Raw genomic sequence first — 17,472 nt, forward strand, 5'->3', positions numbered from 1 at the left:
GCTCGTGACCCACCATTCCCGCTGGCTACGCACCACCGCGTTGCTCGGCGGCGCGGCACTCCTCGCGGCCACCGCCGCCCAAGCGCCCGCCACCGCCGACCCCGACGACGCCAACAACACCGACCGGAACAACAACAGCTCCCGCAAGCTCCGGGCCGCAGTCACCCCCGAGCACGTGATGGAGCGCATCGAGGCACTCTCCGACATCGCCGCCGCGCACGACGGCAACCGCGCCTCCGGGACGCCGGGCTTCGCCGCGTCGCGGGACTACGTGGTCGACACCCTCGAGGCGGCGGGCTACTCCCCCGTCGTCCAGGAGTTCGACTTCCCCTACTTCGCGCAGGTCACCCCGTCGACATTCGAGCGGGTCACCCCCGAGGCGACGACGTACGTCGAGGACACCGACTTCGGCCTGATGGACTACTCGGGCTCCGGCGACGTCACCGCGACCGTGCAGTCGGTCGACCTGAACCTGGGCGACCTGTCCGGCTCCACGAGCGGCTGCGAGGCCGAGGACTTCGCCGGCTTCACGGCCGGCAACATCGCGCTGATCCGCCGCGGCGGCTGCACCTTCGGGGTGAAGGTGCTCAACGCCGAGGCCGCCGGTGCGACCGGCGTCATCATCATGAACACCGGCACCGACCGCGCCACCGACGCGTTCAGCGGAACCCTCGGCGGGCCCGACGTGACGGTGCCCGCGGTCGGCACCAGCTTCGCGATCGGCCAGTCGCTCGACGTGGCCGGTACCAGCGTGCACCTGGCCACCTCGACGGAGTCGGAGATCAGGCCGACGTGGAACATCACCGCCGACACCAACCGCGGCAACGACGCCAACGTGGTGATGGCCGGTGCGCACCTCGACAGCGTGACCGACGGCGCCGGCATGAACGACAACGCCAGCGGCAGCGCCACGCTCCTCGAGGTGGCCGTGCAGATGAAGAAGGTGAAGCCGAGGAACACGGTGCGGTTCGCCTGGTGGGGCGCGGAGGAGGCCGGGCTGCTCGGCTCGACGCACTACGTCGCCGACCTCGCCGAGAACGACCCGGAGGCGCTGGACAGCGTGGCGGCGTACCTCAACTTCGACATGATCGGCTCACCCAACTACGGGCTCTTCGTGCTGGACGGCGACAACTCGCGCTTCCCGCCGCCCGACGCGGCCGAGGGCCCCGAGGGTTCGGGGGCCATCGAGGCGTTGTTCCACGGGTACTTCGACTCCCAGGGCCTGGTCTCCGAGGAGGCGGCCTTCACCGGCCGCAGTGACTACGGCCCCTTCATCGAGGCCGGAATTCCCTCCGGAGGTCTCTTCACCGGCCACGAGGCGGTCAAGACCGAGGCCCAGGCGGAGGCATGGGGCGGCACGGTGGGCGAGGAGTTCGACCCGTGCTACCACGCCGCGTGCGACGGCGTCGGCAACGTGAGCGTCGAGGCGATCGACCACAACTCCGATGCGATGGCGCACGTGATCATCACGCTGGCCGGGTCGACCCGAGGGGTGAACTAGGAGGTGCCCCCCGAGCGCCGGGCGACCACTCGGTAGAGGTGGGGATCCTCGTCCTGGTAGGGCGAGAGCCCGATGCCTTCCTGCTCCTCCAGCACCTCGAACGCATGCTGCTGTGCCAGGGCGGCCCCGAACGCCGGGCCGTCCTGGTAGCGGCGGTAGTGATGGCGGTGGACCTTCGGGTTCGCCTTGTCGTCTGCGGTCCGGAACTCGGCAGCGAGGACGTCGCCGGGCCGGGACAGCGCGTCGAGGCTCGACAGCAGGGCGTCCTGCGTCTCCTCCTCGAGGGAGTGCAGGAAGAACCGCAGGTAGAACATGACAGGTTCGTCGCCCGCCTCGGCGCGCGCCCTCCCCACGACGGATGCCAGCGCCTCGGTGTCGGCGACGTCGCACTCGTGGAAGCTCAGTCGGTCCTCGAGTCCGAGCTCGGCCGCCTTCGCCTCGGCACGACGGATGCCGCGCTGCGAGCGGTCGATCCCGAACACGCGACGACCGGCTTCGGCGTGCGCGACCGAGTCGCGCCCTTCACCACAGCCGAGGTCCACCACGATCCGGGGCACGTCGGCTCGTGCACTGACCGCCTCGAAGAAGGCCGACGGCGTCGAGAACCCGGTGTGCTCGTAGAAGTCGGCCCAGTAGATCTGCTGGGTCCATGCGCGGGGCATGAGGGCGTCCGCGGCGCGGGTCCGGCGGTCCCGGTCCCAGTTGAAGCCGGGCTGTGGTTCCCGCCAGCCCGTCCCGTAGAGCGCCTCGGCCACCCGCTCCGCACAGTTGGGCAAGAGGCCCGTGCTGCCGGCGAAGTCGATCTCGTGCACGCCGGTCCAGTCCGACGCGCGTACGTCGACCACACCCGAGACCCCGTAGGGAAAGCCGAGGACGTCGTGTTCGTCGAAGTAGGTGTGGAAGAGATCGACGTGGGCGTCCTTGTCACCTTCGATCTCGTTGGCGATCCGCAGGTGCGTGCCGTAGGCGAGCACCCGGAAGCCGGAATCGATCAGGGCGAACGCGATGTCGTGGAGCTCGCGGGCAGCATCGGCGCCGTTCCGGTGCCCGGAGACGTAGGCGAGGTCGATGTCGGAGTCGTGGCCGATCACACCGTTCTCGCGGACCGCCCCGAGCAGGGTCCCGTAGATGAAGAAGGCGTCGAGCCCGAACCTCTCGGAGACGAAGTCGCGCACTCGCCCGGCCTGCGTCATGGTGCGTCGCTGCCAGGCCGTGTCGAGGTTCTTCGCGACCTGGAGTGCTCCGGAACGTGAGAAGACGTGGTCTCCCGCCAGCTTGTCCTTGAGCTCCTGCAGTCGGTGGGGCCCGTTGCTGCGCGGCCGGTAGACCGTGCCGTGAGCGGCGATGGGCAGCGGGCGGCCGTCCACGACGACGGCGAGCCGGTCGTGGGTGCCGATGTAGTCCCAGAGCTCCTTGACCCGGAAGCGGAACCGCCGCACCTCGGCCCCCGGGACGCGGCGCTTCGCCGGGTCGGCCACCAGCGTGGTGACGAGGTCGGTCCTGTTCACGCGCAGGGTCACGGTCACCGCCGGCGTGCCCGGGGCCACGGCGATCCAGCCCTCGATCCAGCGCGGCTCGAAGTCCTCCACCATGCCGGTACGGACCACGGGCGCGGGTGGCGCCGGCTGCACGCGCTGGACGCCGAGGCGGCGGGCCGCACTCCCCAGCCGTCGACGGACCTGCCTGCGGATGCCGAGGTCACGCGAACGACGAGGTGATGCGGTCATGGATCTCCCAAGGACGGTGGTGGAGCGGACGCACGACAGGATAGGTGACGGCTCCGGTCCCTCGTTCGGCTCACGCGGGGCGCGCCGCGAACCTGGTGGCCACCGCGGCCACCCGCTCCCGCAGCTCGTCGGGCCCCTCGACCTCGAACGGAGCGTCGACCGAGGCGAGCACGGCCAGCGGCCAGAACAGGTCGTCGGCGTGCATGCGCATCAGGGTGGTCTCGCCGTCGTCGGACAGCTCGGCCCACCGACCCACGACCTGCTCGACCTCCTTGCGCGTGGCCGCGAACCGCACACGCACGTCGTACCTCCTGGGCACCTGCTTGAACCCGGCCTGCACGAACGCGAGCTCATCGGCGGCGGGGAGCTCGCGGGACAGGAAGCGGGCGCCGGTCAGCTCGACCGCGCCGATGCGGTCGACGCGGAAGCTGCGCCAGTCGTCACGGCCGCGGTCCCACGCGACGAGGTACCACCGCCGTCCGATCGAGACGAGGCGGCGCGGCTCGACGTGGCGCTGGGTCAGGTCGGCGTCCTTGGCGGTGTAGGCGAACCGCACCGTCTCGGAGTCGCGACACCCCTGCGCGAGCGAGGTGAGGGTCGTGGCATCGATGCTCGGGCCGTACGACGGGGCAGGCACGGTCTGGGTCTTGAGCGCATCCATGCGCCGACGCAGCCGTGGCGGCATCAGCGAGATGACCTTGGTCAGGGCCTGGAGGGACGTCTCCTCCAGCCCACCGACGGCACCGGCGGCCGCAGTGCGCAGCCCGACCGCGATGGCGACCGCCTCCTCGTCCTCGAGCAGGAGGGGCGGCAGCGTCGTCCCGACCTGGAGCTGGTAGCCGCCGGCCACCCCTCGGGACGCGTCGACCGGGTAGCCGAGCTCGCGCAGCCGGTCGATGTCGCGGCGCAGCGTCCTGGCGCTGACCTCGAGCCGGCCGGCCAGCTCGCCGCCGGGCCAGTAGCGGTGGGTCTGCAGGAGCGAGAGGAGGCGCAGCATCCGGGCACTGGTGTTCATGTCCTCCAGACTAATTCTGATAGCGGTCAGGAAGTGGCCTGAATGGTCGGAAGAGTGCTCCTCATGACGACAACAGACGCAGCACCCGTGATCGTGACCCGAGGCCTGACCCGGCACTTCACGGCACGCAAGCAGACGGTCGAGGCGGTTCGTGGCCTCGATCTGGAGATCGGCCAGGGCGAGCTGGTCGCCTTCCTCGGACCCAACGGCGCCGGCAAGTCCACGACCCTGCGCATGCTCACCACACTGATCCCGCCGACGTCGGGCACCGCCTCCGTCGCCGGGCACGACGTGGTCACCGAGCAGCACGAGGTGCGCCGCGCGATCGGCTTCGTCGGCCAGGGCAACGGCGCCGGCCACGTCCAGCGCGGTCGTGACGAGCTGGTCAGCCAAGGACGCGCCCACGGCCTGTCGCGGGCGCAGGCCCGCTCCCGCGCCGACGAGCTGGTCGAGGACCTCGACCTCTCCGCCGTCGCGGACCGCAAGGTCTCCACGCTCTCCGGCGGGCAGCGGCGACGCCTCGACATCGCGATGGGCCTCGTGCACCTGCCCCGGGTGCTTTTCCTCGACGAGCCCTCGACCGGGCTCGACCCGCAGAACCGGGCGAACCTGCAGGGGCTGGTCGAGAGGCTGCACGCCTCGACCGGTTCGACGATCGTGCTGACCACGCACTACCTCGAGGAGGCCGACGCGCTGGCCGAGCGGGTGATCGTGATCGACCACGGCACCGTGATCGCCGACGACACGGCGCACTCGCTCAAGTCCGGGCTGGGTGACCTCGTGACCCTCGGCCTGGTCGACGAGATCGACGCGACGGTGGCCGCCGAGCACGCAGCGCTCCTCGACGGCGCGGTCGTCGAGCGCACCGGCCGCATGGTCACGGTGCGCGTGGCCGGCGGCCACGAGCTGGCGCCCGGGCTGCTCGCCTCGCTCGAACGGCGCGGCATGGCGCCGCGCAGCATCGAGGTCACCCGCCCCACCCTCGACGACGTCTTCCTGGACCTGACCGGGCGCAGCCTCCGCGAGGCCCAGGAGAACGCCGATGCATCGACCCCGACCGACCACTCGAACGAGAAGGTGGAAGCAGCATAAGCACCGCAGTCCTGAACCCCACCCGCGTCCGGCAGGCGACGCCGGACAGTCCCGCCAACGGGTTCCTCGCCGACACGTGGAACGTGATGACCCGCGAGCTGAAGCCGGTGCTGCGGGAGCCGGCGTCCGTGCTCTTCGCGATGGTGCAGCCGCTGGTCTTCCTCGGCCTCTTCGCCCCGTTGCTGCCCGACACGCCCGACGGCTCGGCGCTGCAGTGGTTCGTGCCCGGCATCGTGGCGATGACCTGCTTGATGGGCGCCTCGTTCACCGGCGCGAACCTGACCAACGAGATGCTCACCGGCTCGCACGAGCGACTGCTGGTCTCGCCGCTGAGCCGGTCGTCACTGCTGGTCGGGCGAGCCCTGAAGGAGGTCGTGCCGATGCTGATGCAGACCGCGATCATCCTGCTGGTCGTGACGCCGTTCAGCTTCGACCTGCACCTGGGCGGCGTACTCATCGGAGTGGCGATCCTGTCGCTGTTCAGCGTCGGGGTCGGCGCGTTGTCCTTCGCGCTGGCGCTGGCCTCGAAGGACAACGAGTGGATCTTCTGGACCGTGCAGCAGACGCTGATCTTCCCGGTGCTGCTGCTGGCCGGCATCCTGCTGCCCCTCGACGGCGCACCGCGCTGGCTGGAGATCGCCTCGAACCTCAACCCGCTGACGTACGTCGTGGAGGCGGTGCGGGAGCTGTTCGCCGGCAGCTACCCGGTCGACTCGATCGCCGCCGGGTTCGCCGGCTCCGCGCTGATGGCCGCCTTCGGAATCGCGATCGGCCTGAAGGCGATGCGCAACTCGTCCTGAGCCCGGGCCGGTCAGCGAGAGACGAACAGGAGCTCGCGCTGCTGCAGGGCCTGGTAGAGGAAGCTCGTCCGGCCCTGCTCAGCGGGAGTGACTGTCACCGTCACCACGGGGCCGTCGGCGTCGACGTCCTCGACGTCGAGGTAGTCGCTGTACGGCGTCCGTGACACCGAGCTGGTCCCCTCGCGGTAGGTCTTCTCCAGCACCTCTGCACCGTCTCGTGCGGCGTCGGTCGAGTCGAAGTGGTAGGCCACGTGCACCTCGGCCTCACCGTCGTCGACCGACCAGCCGATGCCGACCGCGTCGAACGGGTCCTCCGGCACGGAACCCTCGAGCTGCTCGTTCAGCGCCTCCAGCTGTTCCGGTGAGGCCTGCGACCCGAGGACGGCGGAGGCGGGGTCCGCCCCACCCTCGACGCGGGTCAGCACCGCCGAGATCGCGCCCTCGTCGTCGAGGGCGTCGGCGACCGCGGCAAGGGAGTCGTCGTCGGCCAGGCTGTCGCCGCCCTCGAGCCAGGACTCGACCGCAGGGGTCGACGGGCTGAGCGCGATGTGGTCACCCTGCCTGGCCAGCCGGGTCGGGACGCCGAGCCGGTTCGCGGCGTTGACCGCATCGAGGTGGTTCTCGAAATCCTCCCCCTCGACGTCGGTCACGACGCCGTCGCCGACCTCGGTCAGGTCGCTGGAGAGAGTGTCGTCGTCGAAGTCACCGGTGACCACGGCGAAGCGGCCGGGCGGCACGCTGAGCTCCACGAAGCTGTCGACGTCGAGCACCGACCACCCGAGCAGCTCGGCGAACTCCTCCGGCGCGGCCGCCTGGAGGTTGAACGACTCCCCGAACGGCACGAACACCGGCGTGGGCGACTCGGAGGAGGCATCGGTGAGCCCGCTCAGCCACGGCGACGTCGCCTCACGGCTGCCGTCGGTGGGGACGTCGAGCCCGGCCGCCTCGGTGGCCGCCCGCAGGTCCGCGGTCTGCACCAGGACGTCGTCGTCCACGGCAGAGGCAGGGATCTCGGCCAACGCACCGCGGACGCTGTAGCCCTCGCTGAGGGACTGCGGCGACCGGTGCTTCTCGTCGCCATCGTTGCTCCCGTCATCGTCGGAGCAGCCTGCGACGAGCACCGTCGCGGCCACTGCCAGGACGGCCAGTCGCGCCGTCGTACGCCGGTTTCCCACGTGCTGCACCTCCGTGTCGGGTCCCGTTCGGGGTGTGCCCGGAACCGGACCGCTGGAAACCTCTCAGCCCAGGGCAGCGGGCAGGGTGGCGGCCCAGGCGGTGCGGATCTCGTCGACAGGCACCTCGAAACGTGCTTCCGGGTTCGGACCCTCGACCGAGAGCGTGGAGCCGCCGGTGCGACCGATCGGAGTCACCGGCACACCGTGCTTCTCGGCCAGGGCGACCAACGCGTCGGCGGACGCCTCGGGCACCGTGACGATCGCGCGGGCCGCGGACTCGGCGTACAGGTTGACGAACGCGTCACCCTGCACGGCGACCGCGGCTCCGATGCCGTTGCGCAGTGCCGACTCGGCCAACGCGATCGCGAGGCCGCCGTCGGAGAGGTCGTGGGCACTGGTGACCACGCCCACTGCCTCGACCAGGAGCGCACCGAGCGCCTTCTCTGCGGCGAGGTCGACGACCGGCGGGCGACCGCCGAGGTGGTCGTGCACGACGTGGGCCCACTCGGAACCGGAGAGCTCCTCACGGGTGGAGCCGAGCTGGAAGATGCGCTCGCCCTCGGCCACGAAGCCGGTCGGCGTACGACGGGTGACGTCCTCGATCACGCCGAGCACGGCGACCACCGGGGTCGGCAGGATCGCGGTCTCGCCGGTCTGGTTGTAGAGGCTGACGTTGCCGCCGGTGACCGGGATGCCGAGCTCGAGGCAGGCGTCCTTGAGGCCGCGGCAGGCCTCGGCGAACTGCCACATCACGTCGGGGTCCTCGGGCGAGCCGAAGTTGAGGCAGTCGCTGATCGCCATCGGCGTCGCGCCACCGGTCGACACGTTGCGGTAGGACTCGACCAGCGCCAGCTGCGCGCCGAAATACGGGTCGAGCTTGGCGAAACGGCCGTTGCAGTCGGTGGAGACCGCGACGCCGAGGTTGGTCGCGTCGTCGACGCGGATCATGCCGGAGTCGGACGGCTGCGCGAGCACGGTGTTGCCCTGCACGTAGCGGTCGTACTGGTCGGTGACCCAGGACTTGTCGCACAGGTTCGGCGAGGCGATCAGCTGCAGCAGAGTGGCCCTGAGCTCGTCGCCGGTCGTCGGACGGGCCAGCTTCTCGGCGCCGTCGGCCTGGAGGGCGTCCTGCCACTCGGGGCGGGCGAACGGCCGGTTGTACGTCGGTCCGTCGTGCGCCACCGACCGCGGCGGCACGTCGACGACGCGCTCGCCGTGCCAGTCGATCTCGAGGCGACCGGTGTCGGTGACCTCGCCGATCGCCACGGCCTCGACGTCCCACTTCTCGCAGATCGCCATGAACGCCTCGACATCGCCGGGCTCGACGACCGCCATCATGCGCTCCTGCGACTCGCTCATCAGGATCTCTTCGGGCGAGAGCGTGGAGTCGCGCAGCGGCACCCGGTCCAGCGAGCAGCGCATGCCGCCGTCACCGGCGGAGGCCAGCTCGGAGGTGGCGCACGAGAGTCCGGCTCCACCGAGGTCCTGGATGCCGGCGACCACGCGGGCCTGGAACAGCTCGAGGGTGCACTCGATGAGCAGCTTCTCCATGAAGGGGTCGCCCACCTGGACGCTGGGCCGCTTGGCCGGGCCGGTCGACTCGAAGGTCTCGGAGGCCAGGATCGAGACGCCACCGATGCCGTCGCCCCCGGTGCGGGCGCCGTAGAGGATCACCTGGTTGCCGACGCCCGAAGCCTTGGCGAGGTGGAGGTCCTCGTGGCGGAGCACGCCGATGGAGAGCGCGTTGACCAGCGGGTTGCCGGCGTACGTCGCGTCGAAGACGACCTCGCCGCCGATGTTGGGCAGGCCCAGGCAGTTGCCGTAGCCGCCGACGCCGGCCACGATGCCGGGCAGCACCCGGTGGGTGTCATCGGCGTCGAGCGGGCCGAAGCGAAGCGGGTCCATCACGGCGACCGGGCGGGCGCCCATGGCGAGGATGTCGCGGACGATGCCACCGACGCCGGTCGCCGCGCCCTGGTAGGGCTCGACGTACGACGGGTGGTTGTGCGACTCGACCTTGAACGTCACCGCGTAGCCCTGGCCGATGTCGATGACGCCGGCGTTCTCCCCGATGCCGGCGAGCATCTTGCCGACCGGCGTCTCCTGGGGAATCTCGGAGAACTGCTTGAGGTGCACCTTGCTCGACTTGTAGGAGCAGTGCTCGGACCACATCACCGAGTACATCGCCAGCTCGGAGCTGGTCGGACGGCGGCCGAGGATCTCGCGGATCCGGGCGTACTCGTCGGCCTTCAGACCGAGATCGGCCCACGGCTGTTCGCGGGTGGGGTCGGCGGCGGCTACGTCGACGGTGTCGAGGACAGGGCGGGGAGTCTCAGGCACGAGGCACATCCTAGGGCGCGTGGTTCGCACGTCACGCCCCGCACTCCGCGATGGTCGCCGCGACTCGCCCACACCCCGTCTGACCTGCATGAATTACAGATTTGTAGTTCAACCGAACCACTGTTACTGGTGTTACTTGTGTGGTTAGGGTGACGCAGTTCCTTCCCCATTGGAGACCAAGATGAGCCCCCTTTCCCAGCCTCGCAAGCGACTGCGGACCCTCTTCGTCAGTGGCCTCGTCGCGACCCTCGCCGGCTTCGGCCTGACCTCCGTCGCCGCGCCCGCACATGCCGACAACCGGGTCACCCCCGGCGACTTCACCGGCTACGGGTTCGACCAGTGCCTCACCCCGACGCAGTCCAAGATGGACGCCTGGATGGAGCACTCGCCGTTCTCGGCGGTCGGCATCTACATCTCTGGTGACTCACGCGCCTGCCGCACCCAGCCCAACCTGACCCCGAGCTGGGTCACGCGCCAGCTGGCCAACCGGTGGGTGCTGCTGCCGATCACACTCGGACCCCAGGCCGACTGCCTCGACCGCTTCCCGCGGTACGGCGACGACGAGACCATCAAGCCGAGCAGCTACCGGAGCTACCAGGCGGCGCGTGGCCAGGGCCGCCGCGAGGCGGACAAGGCGGTCGCCGCGGCGAAGCGCCTGGGCATCGTGCCGGGCAGCACGCTCTGGTACGACCTCGAGGGCTTCAACCACAACATCACGTCGTGCCGCGAGTCGGCGATCTACTTCCTGCACGCCTGGACCGGACGCCTGCACACGCTCGGCTACGTCTCGGGCGTCTACTCCAGCGCCGGCTCGGGCATCAAGATGCTCGACGACGCGCGGGTGAACCGGCCCGGCCGCTTCACCCTCCCGGACCGCATCTGGATCGCCCGCTGGGACGGCGTGGCCAACACCTCGACCGACTACATCCGCGAGGACGGCTGGCAGCCGCACCGCCGCGTCAAGCAGTACCGCGGCGGCCACAACGAGACGTGGGGCGGCACGACCATCAACATCGACAGCAACTTCCTCGACGTGGGCAAGGGCTCCTGGGCCAGTCGCCAGGGCCTGAGCTGCGGGGGCAAGGCAAACATCAACCTGTCGTCGTTCCCGGCGCTCAACAAGCGCCTCGCACCGTCGAACGTGGCTGCGGTGAAGGCGCTGCAGTGCCAGCTGACGCACGTGAAGCTGTACGCCGGGGCGATCAACGGAAGGTATGACACGCCGACCATCAAGGCGATCAACGCCTTCCAGCGCCAGCGTGGACTTCGCGTCGCGGTGACCTGGACCAAGCGCAGCTGGGTGATGCTCAACAGCACCGGCGCCTACCGCACGGTCAAGCGCGGCCACACCGGCCCTCCGGTGCGGCTGGCCCAGCGCGCACTGACCGCGGCCACCGGTCGCTACGTGCCCGTCACCGGCGTCTTCGACGCCCGGACCGAGGCGGTCACCAAGCTGTGGCAGCGCAACCTGGGCGGCGCCGACACCGGCGTGATGAACCGGACGGCCTGGTCCCGGCTGCGCGACGGACGCTACTGAGCACCGCTCCGCTGAAGGACCGGGCACGCTCGGACGTCGGCTGCGGGCAGTCAGCGAACGACGTGTCGGCCACCCGGGCCAAGGCGCTCATTTCAACCTGCAGTTCGCTCGCCGCGACGCTCCGGTCACGCTCAACGGACGCACCCGAGGCGTGAACTGTAGGTCGAAATGAGCAGACGACGCGTCACTCGGTGTCGTCCGGCGGCATCACGGGATTGTTCGTCTCAGAGGTTCAGCTCGCCGGGGGTCCGACGGTGAGGGCCACGGCGGTGAGTACGCCGACGGCGGCGACACCGGCCACGGCCCCGGCGAGCGGGTTGCGCAGCAGCCAGGCGGTGGGCTTCTCGAGGACCCCCGAGGGTCGTTCGCCACGCAGGCGCCACGTCGAGTCGAGGGCACCGGCCTTCTCGGCGTGACGGTCGAACCACACCGTCATGAAGGGCGGCACCGCACTCAACAGGCCGAGCACCAGCCGACCGAACGACCACTTCTGGTCGATCCAGACGACGACGGTGGTCAGGCAGTACGCGACGAAGACGATGCCGTGGACCATGCCGAAGATGCGGACGCCGAGTTCGGTGGTCTCCGTGACGTACTTGAGGAACATCCCGGTGAGCAGCAGCGCCCAGGTGATCGCCTCGGCGATCGCGACCCGGCGGAACAGGGTCAACGGGCTCACGCGAAGGCCCTCTCGACCAGGCCGGTGAAGAAGCCGAGCCCCTCGGTGCCGGGTCCGCACAGGTCCTCGACAGCGTGCTCGGGGTGCGGCATCAGGCCGACCACGTTGCCCGCCTCGTTGGTGATGCCGGCGATGTCGCGCAGCGAGCCGTTCGGGTTGCCGTCGAGGTAGCGGGCGACGACGCGCCCCTCCCCCTCGAGACGGTCGAGCGTCTCGGCGTCGGCGACGTAGGAGCCCTCGCCGTTCTTGAGCACGACGGTGACCTCCGCACCCTCGGCGTAGGACGAGGTCCAGGGGGTGCGGTTGTTCTCGATGCGCAGCCGCTGGTCCCTGCAGACGAACTTGCGGTGGTCGTTGCGGATCAACGCGCCGGGCAGCAGGTGGGACTCGCACAGGATCTGGAAGCCGTTGCAGATGCCGAGCACGGGCAGGCCCTTGCCGGCAGCGGCGACGACCTCGGTCATCACCGGGGAGAAACGTGAGATCGCGCCGCAGCGCAGGTAGTCGCCGTAGGAGAAGCCGCCGGGGAGCACGACCGCGTCGACGCCCTGGAGGTCGTGGTCGCGGTGCCACAGCGCGACGGCCTCATTGCCACCCAGGCGTACGGCGCGGCGCGCGTCGACGTCGTCGAGGGAACCGGGGAAGGTGACCACTCCGACCTTCATCAGGCGCGGCGCTTCCCGGGAGCGGCGTCACCCTCGATGTGGATGGCGTAGTCCTCGATCACGGGGTTGGAGAGCAGCGTCTCGGCGAGCTTGTGCACCTCGGCGAGCCTCTCCTCGGTGAGCTCACCCTCGAGCTCGAGCTCGAAGCGCTTGCCCTGGCGGACGTCGGCAACGCCGTCGAAGCCGAGACGGGGCAGGGCACCGTGCACGGCCTTGCCCTGGGGATCGAGGATTTCAGGCTTGAGCATGACGTCGACGACGACACGGGCCACGGGAGGCTCCTTGGTGCAAGGGGTTCGCGAACGGGGCCCAGTCTAGGGCCGCCCTGCCCCCGGCCCGACGGCGGCTCAGATCCGGGTTCGGCGGGGCAGGCATGATGGAGGCATGCCAGCACCCACCCCGGACCACGCGAACGCCATGGCTCTCGAGTTCCCGCAGTCACTCGCCGTCTACGACAAGTACGCCGACGCCCAGCGGGCCGTCGACTTCCTCTCCGACGAGGAGTTCCCGGTCCAGAACTGCATGATCGTCGGCACCGACCTCAAGCAGGTGGAGCGCATCACCGGCCGGCTCACCACCGGCAAGGTCGCGCTGGCCGGCGCGCTGTCGGGCGCCTGGCTGGGCCTCTTCGTCGGCCTGATCTTCTCGCTCTTCGGCGACGGCAACATACTCGCCATGATCGTGTCGACCGCCCTGATGGGTGCCGTGTTCGGCCTGGTCTGGGGTCTGGTCGGCTTCGCAGGCACCCGCGGCCGCCGTGACTTCTCCTCGGTCAGCGCGGTCGTCGCCACGAAGTACGAGGTGCTCGTCGAGCACAAGCACCTGCAGACCGCGCAGCAGATCCTTGCCCGCCTGCCCGGCGCGCTGCCCAATCCATTCGAGTGACCTGACCCGAGTGACCTGACCGGCCGCCCGGGTCAGTCGTCCTCGAGGAACGGGTCGCCGTACCACGGTGTCTGGGACGTCGAGTCGGCATCGTCGGCCCCGCTGTTCTCCGCCTGGGCGCCGAACACGGTCGCCGCGATCACGCTGGCGCTGGCGGTGAGGCCGGCAGTCATCAGGACCGTACGCCGACGCTTGCGCGGCGGCGGACCAGTGGGCGGCGGCTGAGCGGGGGTCGGTTCAGTCATGCCAGAGAGAGTTGCTCGCATTCCTTGGCGGAACCTGAGCAACAGGTGAGCGGAGCGCATGAAAAGTCGCCGGCCCGGGCAGACTGCGCGCGTGAACACCGTCAGCCGCTCTGTCACGGCACTCGCCCTGGTCGCCGTACTCCTCGGTTTCTCGTCTGCCTGTTCGGACCCCGAGACGGCTGCCGGCCGCAGCAGCGGGACGGGTGCGTCGGCGCCACCTGTCCCTGCGATCGGCGACACCGCCCGTTTCCTTGCCACCACCGCCGCTGAGGAGGCTGTGGTCGGAGTGCTCGCCTACGACCACCAGGACTTCGACGCCGCCTACACGGCAGCCGAGCACCTGCTGACCGAGCGGATGGCCACGGAGATCGAGAAGACTCGGACGACCTTGCGACCGATGGTCAGGAAGCAGCGAGCCAGCCAGGACGTCAGGGTCGTCGAGAGCGGCACGATCACCGGGCAGAACGACACCATCAAGGTGGTCCTGTTCATCGACCAGACGGTGCGCCGCGCCGGAGGCTCCACGAACCGCCAGTCGGCGACCGTGGTGGCCAGCATGGTTCACGACCACGGCGACACGTGGCTGGTCGACGAGCTGGACACGAACGCTTCTGATGCCTCCGGCATCCAGGACCCCGAACCCGGGCGGGCGGCCGCCGTCGACGCGGCCATCGAACTGGCGTCCGCGTTCACGAACCTGGACCACCGCACTCTCGACGCCGACACCCAGGCCGTGCTGGACCTGTCCACGGGCACCTTTCACGACCAGTTCAAGGGAAGTCTGCCCAGCATGAAGAAGACGGTCTCGACCGCCCGTTCCGTGTTCACGAGCGAGGTGACCGTTGCCGCTCTCGACAAGTTCACCGGCGAAGCACCCGGTGACACCGCGACGGTGCTGGTCGCCACCGAGGGAACCGTCACCAACACGAACGCGCCACAAGGTGTCGACCGCGACCAGCGCCTCCTCATCTCGTTGGTCAACGAGGACGGCGAGTGGCTGGCCGACGACGTGACGTTCGTCAGCTGAGCTCGCGCTTGAGGATCTTGCCGGTCGCGGTCATCGGCAGCGCGTCGACGTACTCCACGATGCGGGGGTACTTGTAGGTCGCCATCTGCTCCTTGGCCCATGCGATCAGCTCGTCCTCGCTGGTCGTCGCGCCCTCGTTGCGGATCACGAACGCCTTGATCTCCTCGCCGTGGCTCTCGTGGGGCACGCCGATGACCGCCGCGAGCGAAACCGCGTCGTGGGTCATCAGCACCTCCTCGATCTCGCGCGGGTAGACGTTGAAGCCACCGCGGATGATCATGTCCTTCGAGCGGTCGACGATGTAGTAGTAGCCGTCGGCATCCTTGCGGCCCAGGTCGCCGGTGCGGAACCAGCCGTCGTGGATCGCCTCGGCGGTGGCCTCGGGCCGGGCGTAGTAGCCCTTCATGATGTTGGGCCCCTTGACCGCGATCTCGCCGATCACGTCGTCGCCCGACCCGAGGTCGTTCCACTCGGGGTCGATCAGCTTCATCTCGACACCGGGGATGGGTACGCCGATCGAGCCGACGCGCACCTCACGACCCCACGGCGAGAAGCTCGCCACCGGCGAGGTCTCCGAGAGCCCGTAGCCCTCGAGGATCGTGACGCCGAACTTCGCCGCGAAGTCCTTGTGCACCTCGACCGGGAGCGCGGAGCCACCCGACGCGGCGACGCGCAGGTTGGCGGCGACGGCCGAGACGTCGACGCCCTCCTGGAGTGCACCGAGCAGGCCCCAGTACATCGTCGGGACGCCGGCGAAGAAGGTCACCTTCTCCTTCAGCATGAGCCCGAGGGCTGCCTGTGCCTCGAAGCGCGGCAGCATCACGACGGTGCCGCCGAACGCGAAGGCGCCGTTCTGGATCACGGTCTGGCCGAAGGAGTGGAAGAGCGGCAGCACGCACAGGTAGGTGTCGGGGTTGCCCGCGTCTGCGTTGAAGAGGTCGGCCGAGGCCATCGCGTTGGAGTGCATGTTGCGGTGCATCAGCTCAGCGCCCTTGGGCTGGCCGGTGGTGCCGGAGGTGTAGAGGATCACGGCCGTGTCGTCGGCGTCGGTGGCATGCGTCTCGAAGGCCGGGGACTTGCCGGCGAGTGCCTGGCCCAGGGTCTCGGCGCCCTCGATCGGCGAGGCCGCGGCAGGGTCGGCGGTGATCACGAAGAACCGCGTGCATCCGGGCGTCTGCTCGAAGCCGACCGATCCTTCCTGCGCCATCGGCAGGTCGGGGGTGCCCTCGAAACAGAAGTAGGCGACGGCGTCGGAGTCGTCGAGGTGGTAGGCGATCTCGCGGCCCTTGAGCAGCACGTTGAGGGGAACGACGGTCGCGCCGGACTTGAGGATGCCGTAGTAGACGATCGAGAAGTAGGGCAGGTTCGGGCAGCTGAGCGCGACCTTGTCGCCGGGCTTCACCCCGCGCTCGACCAGCAGGTTGGCCACCTGGCTGGCCGCGCCGTTGACCTGCGCGTAGGTCAGGCGGGTGTCACCGAGGATGATCGCGTCGCGATCCGGGTAGTCGCGCGCGGAGTCGTCGAGGAGCGAGGCGAGGTTCATGCCGCAGAACCTACCCGCCGGTTGTGCGCCCCGTCACAGGGTCGTCCACATGGTGTGCGGGTCAGCCCGCGCGCACCAGGTCGACACCCTTGTTGGCCAGCTCGTCGGCCCGCTCGTTGCCGGGATCGCCGGAGTGTCCCTTCACCCACACCCAGTGGATGGTGTGGCGGTTCACCTCGGCATCCAGGGCCTGCCACAGCTCGACGTTCTTGACCGGCTTCTTCGCCGACGTCTTCCAGCCGTTGCGCTTCCAGCCGTGGATCCACGACTTCATGCCGTTCATGACATACGACGAGTCGACGTGCAGCGTCACCTCGCAGGGCTGGGTCAGCGCCTTGAGGCCCGCGATGACCGCCTGCAGCTCCATCTGGTTGTTCGTGGTCAGTGGCTCGCCGCCGAACAGCTCGCGCTCGTGGCCGCCCGAACGCATCCACGCGCCCCAGCCGCCGATGCCGGGGTTGCCCTTGCACGCGCCATCGGTCCACATCTCCACCACGGGCCGTGCTTGCGTCGAAGGGGCGTCAGTCATGACGCAAACCCTATCCAGCGGCCTCCCCGGTTGAACCGGAGCCCGAGTGGGTAGGCAGCCGTCGCACTGCACGAGGACTCGACGGGGGACCACACATGAACGACGCAACAGGCCGACTGGCCGCTCTCTACTCGGACCCGGCGCGGGAGCGCAGGCTCGGCATCCGCTTCATGCTCGCGGCGATCGTCATGTTCGCGATCGCGGCGCTGGGTGTCTTCTCACTGGTCCAGGGCTCTTCCGTGGCGCGAGCCCTGGTCTGGATCGTGATCGGCGGTCTGGTCGGAGCACTGTGCGCCCTGCTGGCGCTCAACAACTTCATGCTCAGCCGCCGCACGGGCGAGGGCCTGCTGACCGTGGCGGTCGGGCAGGACGGCCTCGTCGGGCCCGAGCTGATCGGACTGCCGTGGTCCCAGATCACGCAGGTGACGGACACGGTGCACGGTGAGTCGAAGCGCGGCCGCACGCCCCGTTCCCTGACTGTCCGTGTCCGTGACCACGACGCACTCCTGGCGACCGTGCCGGAGAAGGTGCGCTGGCTGGTCGACCGCGGGGAGAACGGGGCGGCCCACGTCACCACCGGCCTGGGCGCCGTCACCGACGACGAGTACCGGGGGTTCCTGGACGTGCTCCGGACCGAGCTCGACCGTCGCCAGATCCCGCTCGTCGACGCCCGCGACTGAGCCGAGCCCTGAGGCCGACCCGGAGACCAGCC

General features: G+C 69.7%; 17 protein-coding genes. 7 read left to right on the top strand and 10 right to left on the bottom strand.

All coding sequences use genetic code 11. From position 1 onward, the window contains the following. The first annotated feature begins 4 nt into the window (after window positions 1–4). Window positions 5–1,501, top strand: coding sequence for a M28 family peptidase (locus ASD30_RS14925; RefSeq protein WP_056682876.1), 1,497 nt, complete (start codon window positions 5–7; stop codon window positions 1,499–1,501). On the opposite strand, the gene ASD30_RS14930 is transcribed toward ASD30_RS14925, so the two are convergent. Further along, on the bottom strand, window positions 1,498–3,228 hold the full coding sequence (locus tag ASD30_RS14930) for a class I SAM-dependent methyltransferase (RefSeq protein ID WP_056682879.1): 1,731 nt from the start codon (window positions 3,226–3,228) through the stop codon (window positions 1,498–1,500). The genes ASD30_RS14925 and ASD30_RS14930 overlap by 4 nt on opposite strands. A 70-nt stretch (window positions 3,229–3,298) precedes the next feature. Then, window positions 3,299–4,243, bottom strand: a complete 945-nt coding sequence (locus tag ASD30_RS14935) for a helix-turn-helix transcriptional regulator (protein ID WP_200951157.1) — start codon at window positions 4,241–4,243, stop codon at window positions 3,299–3,301. A 63-nt stretch (window positions 4,244–4,306) separates the two neighbouring features. Here ASD30_RS14935 and ASD30_RS14940 point away from each other — a divergent pair, with 63 nt between their 5' ends. Further along, the gene (locus ASD30_RS14940; protein WP_056682882.1) at window positions 4,307–5,335 is read left to right on the top strand and encodes an ATP-binding cassette domain-containing protein; all 1,029 of its coding nucleotides are present in this window, start codon (window positions 4,307–4,309) and stop codon (window positions 5,333–5,335) included. 11 nt (window positions 5,336–5,346) lie between these two features. After that, complete coding sequence (locus ASD30_RS14945; RefSeq protein ID WP_327152744.1) at window positions 5,347–6,135, top strand: ABC transporter permease; 789 nt, start codon at window positions 5,347–5,349, stop codon at window positions 6,133–6,135. Between the two features lie 11 nt (window positions 6,136–6,146). Here ASD30_RS14945 and ASD30_RS14950 read toward each other — a convergent pair whose 3' ends face one another. Both ASD30_RS14950 and purL read right to left on the bottom strand, forming a co-directional pair. Then, window positions 6,147–7,319, bottom strand: coding sequence for a hypothetical protein (locus ASD30_RS14950; protein WP_235532592.1), 1,173 nt, complete (start codon window positions 7,317–7,319; stop codon window positions 6,147–6,149). A 54-nt stretch (window positions 7,320–7,373) separates the two neighbouring features. Beyond that, a complete protein-coding gene (purL, locus tag ASD30_RS14955; protein WP_235532593.1) occupies window positions 7,374–9,650 on the bottom strand; it encodes a phosphoribosylformylglycinamidine synthase subunit PurL in 2,277 nt (758 codons plus the stop codon). 181 nt (window positions 9,651–9,831) lie between these two features. Between purL and ASD30_RS14960 the strand changes: the two genes are divergently transcribed. Further along, window positions 9,832–11,187: a glycoside hydrolase domain-containing protein gene (locus ASD30_RS14960; RefSeq protein ID WP_056682893.1), complete on the top strand. Its 1,356-nt coding sequence runs from the start codon at window positions 9,832–9,834 to the stop codon at window positions 11,185–11,187. A gap of 232 nt (window positions 11,188–11,419) precedes the next feature. On the opposite strand, the gene ASD30_RS14965 is transcribed toward ASD30_RS14960, so the two are convergent. From ASD30_RS14965 to purS, 3 genes are read right to left on the bottom strand one after another with little or no spacing between them, the layout of a single operon-like run. Further along, the gene (locus ASD30_RS14965; RefSeq protein ID WP_056682897.1) at window positions 11,420–11,866 is read right to left on the bottom strand and encodes a DUF3817 domain-containing protein; all 447 of its coding nucleotides are present in this window, start codon (window positions 11,864–11,866) and stop codon (window positions 11,420–11,422) included. Then, window positions 11,863–12,531, bottom strand: a complete 669-nt coding sequence (purQ, locus tag ASD30_RS14970; RefSeq protein ID WP_056682900.1) for a phosphoribosylformylglycinamidine synthase subunit PurQ — start codon at window positions 12,529–12,531, stop codon at window positions 11,863–11,865. The genes ASD30_RS14965 and purQ overlap by 4 nt, the downstream gene beginning before the upstream one ends. After that, on the bottom strand, window positions 12,531–12,803 hold the full coding sequence (gene purS / locus ASD30_RS14975; protein ID WP_056682903.1) for a phosphoribosylformylglycinamidine synthase subunit PurS: 273 nt from the start codon (window positions 12,801–12,803) through the stop codon (window positions 12,531–12,533). The genes purQ and purS overlap by 1 nt, the downstream gene beginning before the upstream one ends. Before the next feature lie 112 nt (window positions 12,804–12,915). On the opposite strand from purS, the gene ASD30_RS14980 reads away from it, so the two are divergent. Further along, entirely contained in the window at window positions 12,916–13,416 is a 501-nt protein-coding gene (locus ASD30_RS14980; RefSeq protein WP_056682906.1) for a general stress protein, read from the top strand. Window positions 13,417–13,448: 32 nt separating this feature from the next. Here ASD30_RS14980 and ASD30_RS26650 read toward each other — a convergent pair whose 3' ends face one another. After that, window positions 13,449–13,661 carry a hypothetical protein gene (locus tag ASD30_RS26650; protein ID WP_156393660.1) on the bottom strand — a complete coding sequence of 71 codons (213 nt, stop codon included), beginning with the start codon at window positions 13,659–13,661 and terminating at the stop codon, window positions 13,449–13,451. A gap of 91 nt (window positions 13,662–13,752) precedes the next feature. Between ASD30_RS26650 and ASD30_RS14985 the strand changes: the two genes are divergently transcribed. After that, a complete protein-coding gene (locus ASD30_RS14985; RefSeq protein ID WP_056682911.1) occupies window positions 13,753–14,688 on the top strand; it encodes a hypothetical protein in 936 nt (311 codons plus the stop codon). On the opposite strand, the gene ASD30_RS14990 is transcribed toward ASD30_RS14985, so the two are convergent. Beyond that, the gene (locus ASD30_RS14990; RefSeq protein ID WP_056682913.1) at window positions 14,681–16,231 is read right to left on the bottom strand and encodes a long-chain-fatty-acid--CoA ligase; all 1,551 of its coding nucleotides are present in this window, start codon (window positions 16,229–16,231) and stop codon (window positions 14,681–14,683) included. The genes ASD30_RS14985 and ASD30_RS14990 overlap by 8 nt on opposite strands. 61 nt (window positions 16,232–16,292) lie before the next feature. After that, the gene (gene rnhA, locus ASD30_RS14995; RefSeq protein ID WP_056682916.1) at window positions 16,293–16,760 is read right to left on the bottom strand and encodes a ribonuclease HI; all 468 of its coding nucleotides are present in this window, start codon (window positions 16,758–16,760) and stop codon (window positions 16,293–16,295) included. A 95-nt stretch (window positions 16,761–16,855) separates the two neighbouring features. Here rnhA and ASD30_RS15000 point away from each other — a divergent pair, with 95 nt between their 5' ends. After that, window positions 16,856–17,440: a hypothetical protein gene (locus tag ASD30_RS15000; RefSeq protein ID WP_056682919.1), complete on the top strand. Its 585-nt coding sequence runs from the start codon at window positions 16,856–16,858 to the stop codon at window positions 17,438–17,440. Window positions 17,441–17,472 lie beyond the last annotated feature (32 nt).

The organism is Nocardioides sp. Root140, from assembly GCF_001426745.1.
In the GTDB taxonomy this organism is placed as follows: Bacteria; Actinomycetota; Actinomycetes; order Propionibacteriales; family Nocardioidaceae; genus Nocardioides.